Annotated in this window: 13 protein-coding genes and 1 tRNA gene; 6 read left to right on the forward strand and 8 right to left on the reverse strand. The window is 38.4% G+C overall.

What is annotated here, in order from left to right:
- Window positions 1-13: 13 nt before the first annotated feature.
- A tRNA-Val gene (locus H4J39_RS18190) sits at window positions 14-89 on the reverse strand.
- Between the two features lie 331 nt (window positions 90-420).
- On the opposite strand from H4J39_RS18190, the gene gltX reads away from it, so the two are divergent.
- From gltX to H4J39_RS18210, 4 genes are all read left to right on the forward strand, one after another.
- A complete protein-coding gene (gene gltX / locus H4J39_RS18195; RefSeq protein ID WP_182229744.1) occupies window positions 421-1833 on the forward strand; it encodes a glutamate--tRNA ligase in 1413 nt (470 codons plus the stop codon).
- 88 nt (window positions 1834-1921) lie between these two features.
- Window positions 1922-2443 (forward strand): hypothetical protein, encoded by a 522-nt coding sequence (locus H4J39_RS18200; protein WP_182229745.1) that lies wholly within the window; start codon window positions 1922-1924, stop codon window positions 2441-2443.
- Between the two features lie 141 nt (window positions 2444-2584).
- On the forward strand, window positions 2585-3928 hold the full coding sequence (locus H4J39_RS18205; protein WP_182229746.1) for a DEAD/DEAH box helicase: 1344 nt from the start codon (window positions 2585-2587) through the stop codon (window positions 3926-3928).
- Window positions 3929-4084: 156 nt separating this feature from the next.
- Entirely contained in the window at window positions 4085-5080 is a 996-nt protein-coding gene (locus H4J39_RS18210) for a fatty acid desaturase (RefSeq protein ID WP_182229747.1), read from the forward strand.
- Window positions 5081-5083: 3 nt separating this feature from the next.
- Here the strand turns inward: H4J39_RS18210 and H4J39_RS18215 are convergent, their stop codons facing one another.
- The 3 genes from H4J39_RS18215 to H4J39_RS18225 form a co-directional block, all read right to left on the reverse strand.
- The gene (locus tag H4J39_RS18215; RefSeq protein WP_182229748.1) at window positions 5084-5815 is read right to left on the reverse strand and encodes an SDR family oxidoreductase; all 732 of its coding nucleotides are present in this window, start codon (window positions 5813-5815) and stop codon (window positions 5084-5086) included.
- Window positions 5816-5891: 76 nt separating this feature from the next.
- The gene (locus tag H4J39_RS18220; RefSeq protein ID WP_182223203.1) at window positions 5892-6743 is read right to left on the reverse strand and encodes a 23S rRNA (adenine(2030)-N(6))-methyltransferase RlmJ; all 852 of its coding nucleotides are present in this window, start codon (window positions 6741-6743) and stop codon (window positions 5892-5894) included.
- A gap of 95 nt (window positions 6744-6838) precedes the next feature.
- On the reverse strand, window positions 6839-8431 hold the full coding sequence (locus tag H4J39_RS18225) for an ABC-F family ATPase (protein WP_182181596.1): 1593 nt from the start codon (window positions 8429-8431) through the stop codon (window positions 6839-6841).
- A gap of 350 nt (window positions 8432-8781) precedes the next feature.
- On the opposite strand from H4J39_RS18225, the gene H4J39_RS18230 reads away from it, so the two are divergent.
- Window positions 8782-9153, forward strand: coding sequence for an MGMT family protein (locus tag H4J39_RS18230; protein ID WP_182229749.1), 372 nt, complete (start codon window positions 8782-8784; stop codon window positions 9151-9153).
- A 100-nt stretch (window positions 9154-9253) separates the two neighbouring features.
- On the opposite strand, the gene H4J39_RS18235 is transcribed toward H4J39_RS18230, so the two are convergent.
- A complete protein-coding gene (locus H4J39_RS18235; protein WP_182229750.1) occupies window positions 9254-11545 on the reverse strand; it encodes a TonB-dependent receptor in 2292 nt (763 codons plus the stop codon).
- A 383-nt stretch (window positions 11546-11928) separates the two neighbouring features.
- Between H4J39_RS18235 and H4J39_RS18240 the strand changes: the two genes are divergently transcribed.
- Window positions 11929-13614 carry a M20/M25/M40 family metallo-hydrolase gene (locus tag H4J39_RS18240; RefSeq protein WP_182229751.1) on the forward strand — a complete coding sequence of 562 codons (1686 nt, stop codon included), beginning with the start codon at window positions 11929-11931 and terminating at the stop codon, window positions 13612-13614.
- Between the two features lie 81 nt (window positions 13615-13695).
- On the opposite strand, the gene kynA is transcribed toward H4J39_RS18240, so the two are convergent.
- From kynA to kynU, 3 genes are read right to left on the reverse strand one after another with little or no spacing between them, the layout of a single operon-like run.
- Window positions 13696-14559 carry a tryptophan 2,3-dioxygenase gene (kynA, locus tag H4J39_RS18245; RefSeq protein WP_182229752.1) on the reverse strand — a complete coding sequence of 288 codons (864 nt, stop codon included), beginning with the start codon at window positions 14557-14559 and terminating at the stop codon, window positions 13696-13698.
- Window positions 14552-15988 (reverse strand): NAD(P)/FAD-dependent oxidoreductase, encoded by a 1437-nt coding sequence (locus H4J39_RS18250; RefSeq protein ID WP_182229753.1) that lies wholly within the window; start codon window positions 15986-15988, stop codon window positions 14552-14554. The genes kynA and H4J39_RS18250 overlap by 8 nt, the downstream gene beginning before the upstream one ends.
- Window positions 15985-17298, reverse strand: a complete 1314-nt coding sequence (gene kynU, locus H4J39_RS18255) for a kynureninase (protein WP_182229754.1) — start codon at window positions 17296-17298, stop codon at window positions 15985-15987. Before kynU ends, H4J39_RS18250 begins: the two co-directional genes overlap by 4 nt.
- Between the last annotated feature and the right edge of the window lie 2 nt (window positions 17299-17300).

Consider the following 17300-nt stretch of genomic DNA (forward strand, 5'->3'; position numbering starts at 1 on the left):
TCAAAATTAAGATTGGTGGGCGATACTGGGCTTGAACCAGTGACCCCCGCCTTGTAAGGGCGGTGCTCTCCCAACTGAGCTAATCGCCCAATCTTAATTCTCTGAATCGTTAACTGCCTAATTAATTAAAGACTGTCTGCGTTTCAGTGGGGCGTATTATAGGGAGATGAAAAAAGCTGTCAACCTAAAAGAAAGGTTTTTCTGCTTTTTTTTCAATTTTTTTCATATATTTAATTTACTTGCTGTAAAATACAACACCTTGATTGTTTTATCCTCTTTTATTTATTTCTTTTCTTTGTTTCTTATTCCAAATGATGTTTTCCTTAGCTATGCCTGATAAAATATCAGCAGTTTTTATCGTACCAATTATAGACTTTAAAGAGTTTTCTTTTGAGTTTTAAAATTTATAGTGAGATTTTTATGAGCTTAACAACTCGATTTGCGCCAAGTCCTACCGGTTACTTACACGTTGGTGGGGCACGTACTGCCCTTTATAGTTGGTTATATGCCAAGAAAAATGGCGGTGATTTCGTCTTACGTATAGAAGACACTGATTTAGAACGTTCAAGCCAAGCATCTGTCGATGCAATTATGGACGGTATGAACTGGTTAAATCTTGAATGGACACACGGCCCATATTTCCAAACTCAACGCTTTGACCGCTATAAAGAAGTTATTAACCAATTACTCGAATCTGGCAATGCTTATCGTTGTTACAGTACCAGTGAAGAAGTTGAAGCAATGCGTGAACAAGCACGTGAAACAGGCGCAAAAGAAAAGTATAACGGCATGTGGCGTGACCGCACTGACTATCCTGCAGACAAGCCTTATGTTATTCGCTTTAAAAACCCACTTGATGGCGAAGTTGTTATCAAAGATATGGTTAAAGGCGATATTACTATTGCTAACGAAGAGCTCGATGATTTAATTCTTGCGCGCAGCGACGGTACACCGACTTATAACTTAACCGTTGTTGTTGATGATTGGGATATGAAGATAACGCATGTTGTTCGCGGCGACGACCATATTAGTAATACGCCAAAACAAATTAATATTTTACTCGCCTTAGGGGCAACACTCCCTGAGTATGCCCACATCCCGATGATCTTAGGTGATGACGGTAAACGTTTATCTAAACGTCATGGTGCTGTTGGTGTTATGCAATATCGTGATGACGGTTATTTACCAGAAGCGTTACTGAACTATTTAGTACGTTTAGGTTGGTCTCATGGCGATAAAGAAATCTTTTCTCGTGAAGAAATGATCGAATTATTTGATTTAAAAGATTGTAACCGTGCAGCTTCTGGTTTTAATACCGATAAATTAATTTGGGTAAATCAGCATTACATGAAAACCATGGACCCAAGCGATGTTGCAAAACACTTAGCTTGGCACATGAATGATCAAGGTATTAATACTGAGAACGGCCCTACGCTTGAAGAAATCGTTAAAATTCAAGCTGACCGTGTTAAAACGCTTAAAGAAATGGCGCAAATATCTCGCTACTTTTATGAAGACTTTAGCGAACTAGACGCTTCTGCTGTTAAAAAGCATTTACGCCCTGTTGTTAAAGAGCCACTTATTCTCGTGAAAGCTAAACTTGCCGCCTTAAGCGAATGGTCACCTGAACTCATTCATGCCGCAATTAACGATACAGCCACAGAGCTTGAAGTCGGTATGGGTAAAGTGGGTATGCCATTGCGTGTTGCGGCTACTGGTGGTGGAAATTCACCGTCTTTAGATATTACTTTGGCTTTATTGGATAAAGATAAAGTACTTGCCCGTATTGACCATGCTATTGAAGTGGTTGAAGCAAGAATAGCTAATAGCTAATTATATAAAGTTTTATTTTAACAAAATATAAGGTCGTTGATGGTTAGCTATCAACGGCCTTATTGTATTGAAAAGGGCGAGATAAAATATGAACCAAAGTGAACTATTAAATAGATTAAAGGCTTTTGAACATAAAGAGGTTTTTTTTGGTCCACAAGGTTTTAGTGTTATCACTAAAACCGCCGTACTGAAAAAAGCACAAATTGGCTACGCTATCGATAAAAAAGGAGCGAGTTTAGTTAATAGTGATGTTGGTAATTGGCAAAGCTCATGGTTTGTTATTGCCACAGATACCGAATTAGGCGATCCCTATTTTATTGATTTTGCTGACGAACACTTAGCCGTTTATACTGCAGTTGCCGAAGAGGAAAATCAATGGCAAACCACACTCGTTAGTGCTTCCTTGGATGGCTTTGAAAAGTGTTTAACGGCAATTTATCAGCAATGCGAACAAAAGTCAGCAATGTATCTTCCTGACGATAACTGTATTTTTGATCTCCAGGTATTAGAATCCTTTGGCAAGCAACTGGTTGAATTTTCGCAAACCAACGACTTTTGGCAGCACTTTTTTGTCGGTTATGTTGATTGGTTACGCGACGAACATGTTTAATACGGTGTTAAGTTGCACAGATTTTGGCTCTTTTTTAGATTTTTTATTTTTTTACCTAACCGATAGAAATACTATACGCCATTCTTGTTGATAGCAGGGTATAATGACGGTGTTTTTATTGGTCTTGTTTTGGAGTGTAGTTTGCAGTTTTCAGATTTTGGTTTAGACAGTCGTTTAATGTCAACGGTTGAGCATTTAGGTTTTTTAGAGCCGACAGAAATTCAGCAGCAAGCTATTCCTGCTGCAATGGCTGGGCATGATTTAATTGCTTCGTCAAAAACAGGTTCAGGAAAAACCTTAGCGTTTATCATTCCTGCTATGCAACGTTTAATTCGAAATAGGGCATTATCTAAACGTGATCCTCGTGTACTGATTCTTATGCCAACGCGCGAGTTAGCAAAACAAGTTTTTACTCAGTTACGTTTATTTACCACAGGCTCGCAATTTAAAGCGGTGCTTATATTAGGGGGTGAAAACTTTAATGATCAAGTAAAAACGCTAGAGAAAGACCCTCATTTTATTGTCGCTACACCAGGCAGGTTAGCTGATCACCTATCGCAAGGTCATTTTTATTTAAAGGGCTTAGAGCTTCTTATTCTCGATGAAGCTGATCGAATGTTAGATCTTGGCTTTTCAAAACAATTAAAACAAATTAATAGCGCAGCCGATCATCGAAAACGCCAAACATTGATGTTTTCAGCGACATTAGATCACGCACAAGTGAATGAATTCGCACTGGCGTTATTAAAAAAACCAAAACGCATTGCCATAGGTTCCGCACATACCGAGCACAAAGACATTACTAAACGCTTTTATCTATGCGACAACTTAGACCATAAGCAAGACTTACTAGAACACTTTTTGAAAACAGAAACCTACCAACAAGTTATTATTTTTACTGCTACGCGCAGTGACACTGACCGACTATCAAAGTTGCTCACCGAGCAGGGATTAAGTACGGTTGCCTTAAGTGGCGAGCTTAATCAAGGTCAGCGTAATCAAATAATGGACGGTTTTAGTAAGGGGCAACAAAAAATATTGATCACCACTGATTTAGCTTCTCGGGGCTTAGACTTGGTGAATGTCTCACATGTATTCAATTTCGATATGCCAAAACACACTGAAGAATTTGTTCACCGCATTGGTCGTACAGGCCGAGCGGGAAGTACAGGTGATGCTATCTCATTTGTTGGCCCTAAAGACTGGATCAGTTTCAAAAATGTTGAAGGTTTTTTACAGCAAACCTTTAACTTTGATGTTATTGATGGTTTAAAAGCTAAGTTTAAAGGTATCAAACCTAAAAAAGCTAAAGTAGCTGTTAAAACAAAATCAGCAGTGAAAACGCGTGAGCAAAGTAAAAACACTCAAACTAAAAAAGTGATAAAGAGAGTTTTTGTTGCACAAGATGTTGGTGAGTTACCTGTACTACGTAAGAAAGCTATTTTACCCGCCAGTGACATAGAGAGTGGTTCTGAAGAAAATTAAGTACATCGTGTTATAAAGCATTCATATTATGAAGTGTTTTTAAATATGATTTAAAAATATTGTCTCTTCATACGATGAATGTATTGATGAAAAATAAAGACGGTTACTGACTCGGTTTATCATGATCGTCTGAATATAAACATCGGTTGTTTAAAAATGAAAGTACAAACAGACGCTCAAAAAATTAGAAACATAGTGTCGAGTGTTAAAGCGGAAGAAGACCGTTTACGACAAAAATATTCCTTACTCAATAAACAAGACAGTATCGGATTAATCATACTTATTGTTTCATTTTGTGGAATGGCTTCAAGTGCAGCCCTCTATTATTATGCCTTTATTCCTGCATGGCTTTGTATTATCTTGGCTGCCATTTTTGCCTCCATATCACATGAATTAGAGCATGACTTAATTCATAAACTGTATTTTCGCCATAACCCCTTTATGCATAATTTTATGATGACTGTCGTTTGGTTAATGCGTCCCAGTACGATTAACCCATGGTATCGTCGAAAAATTCATTTACAACATCATAAGACTTCTGGCACAGCGCAAGATTTAGAGGAGCGACTTGTTGGTAATGGTATTGCGAATCTATTGGTACGTTTTATCGTTATGTTTGATGGTTTACTCGGTTTGGTTTTGCAAAGAGATAAACTGAATAAAGAGGTGAAATTTTTTAGCTTTTTAACGGTTTTTAATGCGGGCTTCCCATTGACAATTTTTTATTATATTTTCGGTTATAGTTTCCTTTTATTTCACAGTATCCATTTTTTCATGCCGAGTGCGTATGTCTATCCTCAATGGTTGCTGACATTTATTGAATTAAGTAACCTTATGATGGTAATTATTATCGCGCCTAATTTTTTACGGTCTGGCTGCTTAAACCTAGTGACGTCTTATTTGCATTACTACGGTGGCGTTAAGAGTGTATTACAGCAAACGCAAATATTTAAAGGGATCGTTATTTGGCCACTGAACCTTTTTACTTTTAATTTTGCTGGCACACATGCGATTCATCATTTTGTCGTGCAGCAACCTTTTTATTTGCGCCAAATGTTAGCGAGTACAGCGCATAAAGTGATGAGAGAAAATGGTGTGAGGTTTAACGACTTGAGCACGTTCAGTGGTGCCAATAGATATAGAGCTTTGTAAAACTTATTTACCGCCGGCAAGTTCGATAAAAGACCCTGTAATATAGGACGCTTGTTCAGACAACAAAAAAGCAATAGCACTAGCAACTTCTTCTGGTTTACCACCTCGTTGCAGAGGAATAAGGCCTTTAACGCGTTCTATTCTGTTTGGCTCTCCACCGTCAGCATGCATATCGGTATGAATAAACCCAGGGCGCACCCCGTTAACACGTATATTTAGACTTGCCACTTCCAACGATAATCCCGTTGTAAAGGTATCGATGGCACCTTTAGATGCAGCATAATCTACATATTCATTAGGGGCTCCTAGCCTTGCCGCGGCTGAAGATACATTGACAATAGCGCCACCGTCTTTCATACGTTTTATCGCTTCTTTTGCGCAGAGAAAGTAACTGGTCACATTGGTCGCGAGCATTTTATTAATACGCTGTGCCGACATCTCTGTTACTTTCATTTGCGGCAATAAAATACCCGCATTATTGACTAAATGCGTTAGTGCACCCACTTTTTCATCAATAATTTTGAAAAGCATTATCACAGCTTGTTCATCACTTACGTCGGCTTGTATTGCGATGGCTTCACCACCGTCTTTTTTTATATCAGCGACAAGCTTATTGGCAGTATCTTCATTTGAACGATAATTAATACAAACACGATATCCTTGCTGAGCAAGGTTTTTTGCTGTTGCAGCGCCAATGCCTCGACTACCACCTGTTATTAAGACTATTGGCTTCATCATTTTCCTTAAGTGGGTGCTTTACAGTGCAAGGTATTGCGTTATATCGTTATATAAAGTGTAGTTCAGCAGTGTATTATTCAGCAATAAGCTGTTGTAAAGTAAAGCTTGTGCTAGCTTCACCTAGCTTTGCTTTCATAAAAGGAAGTATTTCTTCTAGTTGTTTTTTTAACTGCCAAGGAGGATTAACAATAAATAACCCCGTACCAGTCATCCCATATTTATCACTGTCGGCATGTAAACAAAACTCAACTTGCAGTAAATTTTTTACTTCGCTGCGTGAAAAATCTGTTTCCATGGCGTTAATTCGTTCACGGGTAACCACCGGATACCAGAGGATATAGGTACCAGAATTGAATTTTTTATACGCTTTTACGATAGTCTTAACCGCTTTAGCGTAATCTTCTTTTAATTCATAAGGTGGGTCGATAAGTACAACGCCTCGACGGCTTGGCGGTGGCACTAAGCCTAATATACCTTGATAACCATCAGACTGTTTTACATGTGACTTATTCCAACGCGTACAGAATTCAGTCAAATGTTGAATGTCGGTAGGATGTAACTCAAATAAGTGAGCACTGTCTTGGCGGCGCATCAGTTTTTTGGCAATACCTGGCGACCCTGGGTAAATTTCTAACTCGCTATTTTCAGCGTTTAATTGTTGCAATAATTCAACATAAGGCGTTAATGCCTCAGGGAAATTTTCATCACTTACCGCATTAAGAATTTTAGCAATGCCGTCTTTGTATTCACCTGTTTTCTGTGCATATTCATCGTTGAGCGAATACATACCTGCACCAGAATGGCTATCAATATAAGTAAAGCCTTTATCTTTTCGCACCATATATTCAAGTACGAGTGTTAACACTGAATGTTTTAAAACATCAGCGAAGTTTCCTGCGTGAAAAGCATGACGATAACTGAGCAAAGGAATTCCTTAATCTAAAATGGGGAGGGGAAGTTATAGATAAAACACTCTTTGATCAGTGTTTTATCTATTGGTATAGACGGTGTTATTTGCGTCTACGCTTGACTTGCTAAGTACTCATCATAAGTACCGGCAAAGTCTATATAACCGTCTTTGGTTAATTCGATAATACGTGTTGCTAAGCTTGAAACAAATTCACGGTCATGGCTAACAAATACCAAGGTGCCTTCGTAATTTTCCAAAGCCATATTAAGCGATTCAATAGACTCCATATCCATGTGGTTGGTTGGTTCGTCCATTACAAGGATATTAGGTAACTGCATCATCAGTTTGCCAAAAAGCATTCTACCTTTCTCGCCACCGGATAATATTTTAACTGATTTTAGAATATCATCGGCAGAAAATAATAATCGTCCTAAATAACCACGTACAGCTTGTTCGTCGTCAGTAGGTTGGCGCCATTGGCTCATCCATTCGAATAATGTCATGTCATTTTCAAATTCAAACTCATGATCTTGTGCGTAATAACCAATATTAGCATTTTCAGACCAAGTAAATTCTCCCGACGTTGACTCGTAGCCGACTTCGCTTAATAACGTTCGTAAAAAGGTTGTTTTACCTATGCCATTCTCACCAATTACGGCAATACGTTCACCGACCTCAGCCAGCATAGAAATATCTTTTAAAATATGCGCATCATCAAAGTGCTTGTTTAATTTCTCAATGACTAAAGCATTACGAAATAGCTTCTTTTCTTGCTCAAAACGAATAAATGGATTGGTACGGCTTGAAGGTTTTACGTCTTCAAGCTGAATTTTATCTATGCGTTTAGCGCGAGAAGTGGCTTGTTTCGCTTTTGAAGCATTCGCTGAAAAGCGTGCAACGAATGCTTGAAGCTCACCAATCTGTGCTTTTTTCTTAGCATTGTCAGCAAGTAAATTAGCGCGAGCTTGAGTGGCCGCAAGCATATATTCGTCGTAGTTACCTGGGAAAACTCTAAGTTCACCGTAATCTAAATCAGCCATATGCGTGCAAACACTATTCAAGAAATGTCTATCATGCGAAATAATGATCATGGTTGAATCACGTGCATTCAATGTTTCTTCTAACCATTGAATAGTATGAATATCAAGGTTGTTGGTTGGTTCATCGAGTAATAATATATCTGGATCTGAGAATAACGCTTGTGCTAATAAAATACGTAGTTTGAAGCCAGGCGCTATTTCGCTCATTAAACCATAGTGTTGATCAATAGGAATGCCAACACCCATTAATAATTCGCCAGCGCGCGCTTCAGCACTGTAACCGTCCATCTCAGCATATTCAGATTCTAAATCGCCGACTTTCATGCCGTCTGCTTCGCTCATTTCAGGCAAAGCATAGATGCGGTCACGCTCTTCTTTTACAGCCCATAATTCGGTGTGACCCATGATAACCGTATCGATAACACTGAAGTGTTCAAAAGCGAACTGGTCTTGGCTCAATTTACCTAAACGTTCGTTAGTGTCTAAACTAACATTTCCAGAGGTTTGCTCTAAATCACCACCTAATATTTTTATTAGTGTTGATTTACCACAACCATTTGCACCAATTAAACCGTAACGGTTACCGCCACCAAATTTTTGTGAAATATTTTCAAAAAGCGGTTTTGCGCCAAATTGTTGGGTGATATTATTTGCTGTAAGTATAGGATAATCCTTGGTCGTGCATTTAAGCTGGTGTGTCAATTGCGCGCGATTATACACAAAAAAGATGTCTTTCAATAGGGGTAAAGTTTTGTTGTTAGGCTATGTCTGCCTATAGATTAACTGACAGGCTATTTACGACTTAAAAATAAAACTGACTTATTTTTTAATATACCAGCAGGCAGTTATAATAGTTTAACTTTGGAAAATATAGAGCCTTTAATGAATGAATTAACATCTGTCGATCATAAAAATATAACGGCTACTTTTCATCAATTATTATCATCTAAAGATCATTTTTTTATGGATGTTACCGAAGCAATTAAACCGTTTAAATTATATGGATGTAGGCAATGTTAAAAAATCAACCACCACCTAACGCTAATTACCAACGTATTTGGCAAACGGTACAAGCGATCCCGTATTCAAAGGTGGCTTGTTATGGTCAAATAGCTGATTTAGCCGGCTTACCTGGTAAAGCAAGGCTCGTTGGAAAAGCGTTAGGAAAAATACCTGATAATGGTTGGAAAGGGAAAAATGTACCTTGGCATAGAGTGATTAATTCTCAGGGAAAAATTTCATTCCCCGTTGATAGTGAACTTTTTGCCAAACAAAGAAATCTACTTCAAGACGAACAAGTTGTGATTATTGGATGCAGAATTAAATTAAAAGATTTTCAGTGGCAACCCGACTTAGGAGAATTACTTTTTAAATTAGCTTACTAAGGCCTGAATTTCTGACGTTGCTTAGCCTTTTACCTTGGCATTAACAATAAAAAAGGCGACTAATCATAGTCGCCTTTATCATTAATATTATGCGTTTAGCTTAATAGAAATTAACTTTAAATTCAGCGCCAAAAAAGCGTTCTTCATTAACAATAGCGGTATTGTTACTAAAGTCTACAGCGCCAATAGCGATTTGCTCATCCGTTATGTTACGAACAAATAAGGCAACTTCATATTCTTTGTTATCACCGTCCCAGGTATAACCGGTACGTGCGCCACCTTCAAATAATGATTTTCCATTAAATTCTTTTGATTCATACAAAAAGAAACTAATGTCATCTCGGTAAGACCAATCAGTGTAAGCATAGAATTCACCATCAGCAACTTCAACAGAATAACGTAAGGTAAAGTTAAAAATCCACTCTGGCGCATGTGGTAAGCTATTACCGTCTACTTCGGCAAATCTACTACCCAAATCATCGGTGTAGAAATTATCGGTAATAGTACATAACCTACAAGCAGCGACGGCTAAGTCACTGTCATTTATTTCGGTATTGTTATAACTGACACTCGCCGTTAACCACCAATTATCGGTTAGCATAAATTCTGAATCAATTTCAAAACCGTAGCCGGTTGTTTCTTCAGCGTTAAGTAAACTCGCGGTATTGCCACCACCACCAACAGAGGTTAGTTGCTGATCATCCATGGTAAAATAAAAGACCGAGGCATTAATACGACCAAAGCCGTCTAAAATATCAGATTTAACACCCGTTTCTAAAGATAAAATAGTTTCTGAGTCAGCAACAGAAATACCATTTCCAAAAGCAAATAACGAACGTCCTTGAATACTTGGCGCTCTAAACGTGTCGGCAATGCGTGCATATAAGTTTATGTCATCGGTATATTTATGCGTAACACTGATATCCCAGCTAACATGTGAATCGCTTGGGTTTACTTCACCAGAGACAGCATCAGGGAAACCTAAAAATGATAAAGGTGATTTAGTTCTTTGGTTGCTATAGTCTTTGTCATCATCAGAATAACGTAAGCCAAACGTTACTGAGGTTTTGTCGTTATAGTCATAATCAAACGAACCAAAAACAGCCCATGCAGTCGTTTCTTGCTCTTGAATAACATAACCGGTTTGGGCGCCACCGCTAAATAAAGGATCGAAGGCAAAGCTTTCAATGGTTAAATCTTCGTTAAAGTAAAAAGCGCCTACCTGATAGTTGAACTGACCGTCAAAATTACTTGATAGGCGAATTTCTTGTGTTAGTTGCTCATGGTCTGGAATAGCATCTGCGGTTTCTGATTCAACACCTATTGTGCCTGGTCCAGAAGCGCCAGGGAAATAATCAGCGGTTGCACCATAACCACCATCAACATCGGCACGCGAGTACAACTCGGCACTTTCATAACCTGAAATTGACGTTAGGGTAAATTCACCTAATTCAAATTCTAATTTTAAACTGCCGCCTTCGGTTTCAACTTGTTGTGTCGCTCTTGATGCAGAGTCATGGTAAACAGTATCTCTTTCAAAATTATTAACCAGTTCGTTACTTCCAGGTTTAAAAGCATTGGCATAAAAAGCAACAGGTTTGCCGTCCAAGTCGCGCATGTGGTAATTAAATAATGCGGTGAAAGCGTCATCTTCATAAAGAAATTGAATACGAGCCGCTTTGTCAGTGTAGCCGCCTAAAACTTCTTTTTGTTCAAAACCGGGTGCTTGATTATCTATGTAGTCATCTCTAGTTTGATTGAGTAACGAAACACGAGCAGATAATTTATCGGTTAAACCACCTCCAACAGCAGCACGCATATCGGTAGTATTTTTACTACCGTATGAAAGTGAGCCAAAACCATCAAAATCTTGTGATGGTTTTACTGATTCAAACTTAATTAAACCGGCAGGTGTGTTACGACCAAATAGTGTACCTTGTGGACCACGTAACACTTCTACGCGGCCAACATCAAATACTGGAAAACCTTTCAAAATTGGGTTTTCTTGAACAACTTCATCAACGACTAAAGAAACCGGCTGTGATGCATTTAAATCAAAATCAGAATTACCTAAACCACGCATATAAAAGCGTGGAAAAGTACGACCAAAAGAAGATTCAACAGAAAGACTCGGCACGCGGGCATTTAAAAAACGAATGTCCATAGCGGCAGAACTTAATACATTCAGCTTTTCACCTTGGAGCGCACTAATAGCTACAGGAACTTCTTGAACGTTTTCTACTCTTTTACGGGCTGTTACTTCAATGATTTCTAGGCCAACAACTTTTTCTTTTACTTCTTCAGCTAAAGTCGCTGCAGAATATCCAACTGATGATGTTAATACAGCAAGTTTAACGGCTGTAGCTAAAGCGGAATTTTTGAACAAATTCATTAATTTTCTCCAAGAGTGCGATGTTTTTTATGTAAACTGAGTTTTATTGTTATTTTAATACTTATTAGGTTAGTCGAAATTATACAAACTTCTAAATAGAAAGTATTTATTTTTATAAATTGTACCATAGTCTAATTTCAATAAATTCGATATTTTATTTTTATATGATTAATTTAATTTGTTGATTTTTATTGGTTTTATGTGGGTTGTTGTCGGTTTGCAACAAATAAACAAATATGCTGATATTTTTATAGTGTCAGGATATTTTATCTTCTAAAACCAATGGTCTCTAATTCAATGGATTTCGTCTTATCCGTCTTTTTTATTCTATTTTTTTGTACTAAATTAACGATGACAAAAAATATAATAATTAGGGAACAATAATGAAAAAATTCGGGTTATCTTTATTATGTCTTTCTTTATCGACTGCTTACGCAAGTGATGATTTAGATATGGCCAATAAAATAAGAGCAGAAGGCTTTTATAATTCTGAAGTTATGCACACCTTAGAACAACTTACTGACCAAATAGGGCCACGTTTATCAGGCTCACCTCAAATGAAAAAAGCGAATGACTGGACCTTAGAAAAACTTAAAGGTTGGGGACTAAAAAATGCTTACTTAGACCCTTTTGAGTTTGGTAGAGGTTGGTCACATGACTCTGCTTCAATCGATGTTTTAAGTCCTCGTGAAGTTTCTTTACATGGTATCCCTGTTGCTTGGACACCAGGAACCAAAGGAGAAGTAAAAGGCGATGTTGTTATTTTTGATGCCAGTTCAGTTGCAGACTTAGCACAATATAAAGGTAAGCTTAAAGGTAAAATTATCATGATGGGCGCAGGAAAAAATATTGATGCGCCTGAAAATAGTGTCTTCAAACGTTATGACTCTGGAGAGCTTTCCAAACTAAAAGATTTTGATGTGATGAGCTCGCCAAGTCATTCTCCTTGGGTTTCGGCTGACCGACGAGATAGCGCGATGCAGCGTTATAATTTCCGTAAGTCATTAAATACATTTTTAAAAGATGAAAAAGTTGCGGGTGTTATATATCGTAGTTGGCGACAAGGTGGTTTAATTAACGTTTTTGGTAGTGACCATCGTGTAGGGAAAACATTTCCGGTACCTGCGATGATTATTGAAGCTGAGCATTACAACTCATTGTCTCGTATGATTGATAACGGCAAAACACCAAAATTGTCACTCAATATTGATGCACGTTTTTATGATGAAGACCGTAACGCTTATAATACCATTGCAGAGATCCCAGGCAGTGATGAAAATCCTGAAATTGTTATGGTCGGTGGCCACTTAGACTCTTGGCATGCCAGTGATGGTGCTGTAGATAATGGTGCTGGCGTTGCCGTGTCTATGGAAGCAGTTCGTATTCTTCAAGCACTAGATTTTAAACCTAAACGTACTATACGAATAGCGTTGTGGTCTGGTGAAGAGCAAGGCCTTTTTGGTTCATCATCTTATGTTGAGGAACACTTTGCGACTCGTCCTAAACCAAGTGATAAGAATGAACAAGCACTGCCAAGTTACCTATGGAAAGACCAAGGTTGGCCTATTGAAACTAAAGCCGATCATGAAAAATTCTCGGTGTATTTCAATATGGATAACGGCAGTGGCCGTTTCAGAGGTATCTATACTGAGGGTAATGTTGCGGCAAAATCAATATTTAGCAATTGGTTTAGTCCTTATAGTGATCTAAGCACAGGTACGGTTACGAATAAAAGTACCGGTGGTACTGACCATGAGTCTTTTGATGATGTTGGCTTACCCGGTTTCCAGTTTATTCAAGACAAGTTAGATTATGGCTCTCGTTTACATCATACCCACATTGACTCGATTGACCATGTCGTAGAAGCTGATTTAAAACAAGCCTCAGTTATCCTTGCGGGATTCTTATATAAAGCGGCAATGGCTGACGAGCGTATGCCTCGTAAACCTATGCCACGAGATATTTCATCGTTGCAAAAACAACAGATGCAATTGAAGTCTGAGAAAGCCCGTAAAAAACGCGAAAAAGACGGTAATAAAAATTTAGAGATTAATGCTGTAAAAAATTAATCGTTAATTTTAGCCAATAAAAAATGCACTCAGTTGATGAGTGCATTTTTATATCTGTTCCTAATTTGAAGCTAAGCCGCTCTATAAATGTGTTCGCACTTCAAATAACTCAGGAAAAAAGCTAACCTCTAACGCTTTTTTTAAAAAACTTACCCCAGAAGAACCTCCAGTTCCTGCTTTATAGCCAATAATGCGTTGTACGGTGTACATGTGTTTAAAACGCCATTGTTGAAAAGAATCTTCGATATCAACCAATTTCTCGGCCAGTTCGTATAATTCAAAATACTTCTCAGGTTGTTGATAGACCGCTAACCATGCTTTTACGACACTTTCATTACTTTGGTAAGCTTGAGTCACATCTCTATTGAGCACGCAATCGTCAATGTTAAAGCCTGCTTTCACTAATGTAACAATGACTTCGTCATATAGACTTGGACTATTGAGTAATAACTTTAGTTCTTGATAAGCTTTATTATTTTGTTTGTGTACTTTGAGCATGTCACTGTTTTTATTACCGAGAAGGAATTCTAGCTTTCGATAACCGTGCGATTGAAAGCCTGATGAACGGCCTAAATCATCACGAAACTTCAAATAATCAACGGGGGTAAGAGTTGACAGAATATTCCATGACTGGGTCAGCTGGATGAATATTTGTTTTACGCGGGCGATAACTTTAAATGCAGGACCAAAATCATTCGCGCGTAAACATTCCAGCGCTTTGGCTAATTCATGCCCAGCAAGTTTTAGCCATAGTTCGCTACTTTGGTGGATAACAATAAACAACATTTCATCATGCTCGTTCGATAACTGTTGCTGAGCTGATAATATCTGATCAAGCTGCAAGTAATCGCTATAAGACATATCATCCTTGAAATCGGTATGAATATCTTGCTCTAGTTCACGTTTATTTGCATCACCACTAAAAGGGCAGCCTGAATTAGACATGGTGATTTCCCTTGTTTTTATCTTGTGCACAGACAAGTTGTCGAAGTTTTTGGTAAATAAAGTCGTCTTCCCAGCATGTATTTATGTTGGGAATTTGCATTATTTCAGCCATAATTAATTTTTGCTGATCACCGATTGCTAATGCTTGCGAATAAGGCAATTGTGGGCAAAAGGTTACCATAGAATAAAGTGGCACCCAAAGCTCAGGATGAAGTTGATGAAATTTAGCTTCAATTTTTTTCTGCAATAGAAAATTACTGTCACCAGAGAGCTCACTCATTTCAACAAAATTACGCTGAGCTAATTCAGTAATAGCATCCGCATTTATTTTTCGCTGTTTTTGATAAGCAGGAAAAATATCAGACCATTGACCTTTATATTGATCAATAATTTCACCAAGATCTCGGCAATCTTCAAAACCACAGTTCATGCCTTGACCGTAATAAGGCACCATTGCATGGGCAGCATCACCAATTAATGCGACTTTATTGTTGATCACCCAAGGGTCTACTTTAACTAAAAAGAGTGGGCTAGCTTTCTTGGACATAAAGTCGTCGATGGGGTCTGCTAATATCGGCATTGCATCAGCAAAATTTTCGTTGAAAAATTTAATGACATGACTTCTTTCTGTTAAGTTGCAAAATGAATGTTCCCCTTCATGTTTACTTTCATAATTCATAAACAATGTACAAGTGAACGAACCATCAGGGTTGGGCAGAGCTATAAGCATAAAATCTTTTCTTGGCCAAATATGCAGAGCTTCTTTTTCCATTTTAAAGCGCGAATCCCCTGTTTCGTTTTCGTTTGCTGGGATCGTTAATTCGATATAAGACTGAGGCATGAAAGATTGGCTATAGCTAAAACGTGGCGTTTCTTGGGCAAGGCGGCGCACTTTTGAAAAAGCACCGTCGGCGCCAAAAATATAATCAGCGTCAATTTCAATATGACCTTTACTTTGTGCGACATCAAAGCTGAAAGATGAACACCCTGTAGTAAAGTCAACATGAGTAAGTCTTTTTTCAAAGTGCAACGCTACGTTTGCTTCTTTTTCTGCCAAATTAAGTAATTGTTCATTAATCCCCGCGCGCGATACCGACCAAATAGCTTGGTCGTCTTTTCCATAAGCTTGTTCTGTTATCGTTCCATCAACGCCATGCATGACACGTTTTTTCATAGGAAGCGCTTCTTTACGCACTTTTTCAGCAATACCAACGGCTTCTAAGGCTAGCCAACCACGGTCTGATAGGGCAATGTTAATCGACTTTCCTTGGTATATGTCATGCTGGCGAGAATCTGGGCGAGATTCAAATAAATTAATATTATAGCCTTTTCGAGCGAGTATTATTGCAAGCAGTGCGCCAATAGGACCAGCTCCAGCTACCGTGATGTTAGTTTCATTGGCAGGTTTAGATATAACATTTACGCTCATTGTAAACACTCCTTTAAAAGTCGGACAAAGTGATAAATATCTTGGAACTGATTGTAAAGTGGCACAGGAGCCACTCGAATAACATTGGGTTCACGCCAATCTGTGGTTACGCCATTTTCTTCTAATGCGTTAAACATAGCTTTGCCGTCAAGGCCTTTAACATTAATCATTAACGATAACTGACAACCCCGTTCAGCTTGGTTGCTGGGGGTGATAATACGAATTTTATCGCCGAGTTCACTGGCGATTAATTCGGTCATATATTGGGTAAGCTTGACTGATTTTTTGCGAAGCTCTCTGATCCCACCTGCCATTTTTATGGTATCAAGTGACCCGCGAATGGCGGCTAATGACAACACAGGAGGATTTGATAATTGCCAACCTTCAGCACTAGCAATAGGCTTAAAATTGTTTTCCATTTTAAATCGGGTTGACTTGTCGTGTCCCCACCAACCCGCAAAGCGGTTCACTTGCGTTTCACTGTTTGAATTAGTGCTATGGATTTCATGAACAAAACAACCAGCAACAGAGCCTGCACCACTGTTTAAATATTTGTAACTGCACCAACATGCAAAGTCTACTTGCCAGTTATGCAGTTCCATTTCGATGTTGCCAACGGCGTGGGCTAAATCAAAACCCACCATGATACCTTTCGCGTGCGCCTTTTCTGTGATGGTTTTCATATCCAGCACTTGGCCAGTGTAGTACTGAACGCCCGGTAATAATATTAGTGCTATTTCATCGCCTTGTTGTTCAATTATTTGATACAAATCATCATGATTTAATAGCTCTTCGCCTGCTCTTGGTGTCCACAGCTGCATATTCTTACCAACATCTTGTTTGTGATGTTTTAGTTGAGATTCCACGGCGTAATGATCAGAAGGGAACGCGTGATCTTCAATCAGTATTTTAGTACGTTTACCTTGGGGTTGATAAAAACTCACCATCATTAAATGTAAGTTTGTGGTTAATGAATTCATCATCACCACTTCTTCATTTTTACCACCCACTAATAATGCTGATTGCTCGGTTAAAAGTTCGTGATAGGGCATCCAAGGGAAGTCACCTTCAAAATGACCTTTTACGCCTCGTTGTCCCCAAGAGTCAAGTAATTCAATGACATATTCTCTGGCGAGCTTTGGCTGTAAACCAAGAGAATTTCCTGTGAAGTAGTACTCATCTTGACCACTGGCTTGTTTAGGAATGGAAAACTGGTCGCGTATTTTCGCTAACGGATCATTAAGGTCAAGTTCTTGGGCGTATGCTAATGTCGTTTTATTATTTTTTATTGTTTTATTAGTAATAGTCATAA

This window comes from Colwellia sp. Bg11-12 (assembly GCF_014076955.1).
Classification (GTDB): domain Bacteria; phylum Pseudomonadota; class Gammaproteobacteria; order Enterobacterales; family Alteromonadaceae; genus Colwellia_A.

Excerpts from the sequence above, each read along its gene's own strand:
- H4J39_RS18230 (WP_182229749.1), top strand. The coding sequence starts at position 8,782 with ATGTTAAAAAATCAACCACCACCTAACGCTAATTACCAACGTATTTGG.
- H4J39_RS18210 (WP_182229747.1), top strand. The coding sequence starts at position 4,085 with ATGAAAGTACAAACAGACGCTCAAAAAATTAGAAACATAGTGTCGAGT.
- gltX (WP_182229744.1), top strand. The coding sequence starts at position 421 with ATGAGCTTAACAACTCGATTTGCGCCAAGTCCTACCGGTTACTTACAC.
- H4J39_RS18235 (WP_182229750.1), bottom strand. The coding sequence starts at position 11,545 with ATGAATTTGTTCAAAAATTCCGCTTTAGCTACAGCCGTTAAACTTGCT.
- H4J39_RS18215 (WP_182229748.1), bottom strand. The coding sequence starts at position 5,815 with ATGAAGCCAATAGTCTTAATAACAGGTGGTAGTCGAGGCATTGGCGCT.
- H4J39_RS18200 (WP_182229745.1), top strand. The coding sequence starts at position 1,922 with ATGAACCAAAGTGAACTATTAAATAGATTAAAGGCTTTTGAACATAAA.
- kynU (WP_182229754.1), bottom strand. The coding sequence starts at position 17,298 with ATGACTATTACTAATAAAACAATAAAAAATAATAAAACGACATTAGCA.
- H4J39_RS18250 (WP_182229753.1), bottom strand. The coding sequence starts at position 15,988 with ATGAGCGTAAATGTTATATCTAAACCTGCCAATGAAACTAACATCACG.
- kynA (WP_182229752.1), bottom strand. The coding sequence starts at position 14,559 with ATGTCTAATTCAGGCTGCCCTTTTAGTGGTGATGCAAATAAACGTGAA.
- H4J39_RS18240 (WP_182229751.1), top strand. The coding sequence starts at position 11,929 with ATGAAAAAATTCGGGTTATCTTTATTATGTCTTTCTTTATCGACTGCT.